Origin of the sequence: Sutterella massiliensis, assembly GCF_016899755.1 — a bacterium.
Taxonomy (GTDB): Bacteria; Pseudomonadota; Gammaproteobacteria; order Burkholderiales; family Burkholderiaceae_F; genus Sutterella; species Sutterella massiliensis.
In genome coordinates this window covers 1-1,434 of sequence record NZ_JACJJC010000075.1, presented here as the reverse complement: position 1 = coordinate 1,434, position 1,434 = coordinate 1, and the positions used below count along the sequence as shown (strand labels likewise).

The 1,434-nt window shown below is 54.5% G+C and carries 2 protein-coding genes; one reads left to right on the top strand and one right to left on the bottom strand.

Features of this window, described 5'->3' with window-relative positions:
• On the bottom strand, window positions 1-298 hold a 298-nt coding region (locus H6A60_RS11310), incomplete at its 3' end, for an FAD-binding protein (protein WP_239477733.1).
• Between the two features lie 504 nt (window positions 299-802).
• On the opposite strand from H6A60_RS11310, the gene H6A60_RS11305 reads away from it, so the two are divergent.
• On the top strand, window positions 803-1,434 hold a 632-nt coding region (locus H6A60_RS11305; protein WP_205104677.1), incomplete at its 3' end, for a type 2 periplasmic-binding domain-containing protein.

Sequence of the window (1,434 nt, the reverse complement as noted above, 5' to 3'; positions counted from 1 at the left end):
GATATTTCCAACCGTCTTCGACATCATCAACGCAGACAAAACCGCCGCTCGACACGGTGCAGTTGCCGCCCCCTACGGCCATTTTTTCTAGAACGAGAACATCCGCTCCCGATTCTTTCGCAGAAATTGCGGCAGGGGCACCCGCACCGCCGAATCCGATAACGACGACATCGCAGGTGCGATCCCATTTGTACTGTTCGGCGTTCGGAATCTCGAGCGCTTTCGCGATGCCGGCGCCGCCCGCAGCAGCCGACGCCACGCCGGCCTTCAGGAAATTGCGTCTGCTTAATGTACTCATCTTCACTTCCTCCTTTGTTAAGCCGAAACATCAGGGCTGTTTACATCGAAAGACACTGTTACCGTATAAGCGCATTCGAGCGTATTGTCATCGGTGTTTTTGCAGACTTCTGCAGGAATCTCCGCGTCAAGATTCAACCGGTTGGACTTCAATTGGTCGTTCGATTGGATCTGTGGTCGAAGGTTGCCGGCGTTATCTCAAAAATGAAAATCTGTTTCGATTGTCAAGTGAAATAAGCCCGCGGAGAATGTGTGGACTGCCCATGCGTCATGGAAAGCATTGAACCGTTTGACCGAAGTCGTGCGAGGCTTAAATACGCAAAAGCTCCACGCGTGGCGATGGCATACTTTCGAGGAGTTCCGACTAGCGGCATGCTTGCCGCCTCAACGTTCGCCGTCGCCGGATGTTTGCCCGCAGCATTGCTGCGAGCGGCAGCTTGCGCCGGCTTCTGCCGTTGAACCGTTCAACGATGTGCGCGAGCTGTATTTTCTTTGGAGATAAAGAATGTCTTCTCGTCGCGCCCTTCTCAAAAGCTTTGCCGCCGCAACAGTCCTTCCTGTTGTGCCGAGTCTTCATGCCGCCGAAAAACCCTCGGCATTTCCGTCCGGTCCCATAACGGTCTTTCATCCGTTCGAACCGTGTCCTTATGACGCCCTGAGTCTCGATTTCAACAAAGCGCTTGAAAAGCAGCTCGGTGTTCCGTTCAATTTTGAATACGGTCTGATGGGCAGAGCAGGGCGCGAGGTTCATGACGGACCGGCTGACGGTTCCCGCATTTACTTTGCCGCACTCAGCCCGATGGTTTTGAAGCCCAATGTGGCGCCGGGCGGCAAGGCGCTCAAACCTGCGGACTTCAAAGCCGTGTGCCGTGCAACGCTGCTGCCGATCATTGTGATTGCCGGCAAGCAGGCCCCCTTCAAGACCTTTCAGGAATTCGTTGCCTACGCCAAGGCGCATCCCGGCAAAGTTCGCGTGTCGCTTACAAACTTCCCGAGTTCCATTCATTCGGGCATGACGCACTTCATAAAGAACCTTGCCAAGCTTGATGTCAAGTTGATTACCGAGCCGACGAGTCCGCTTGACGGAACGATCAACACGTTGATCGGCGAAGCGGATGTTCTCATTACGCACACGCC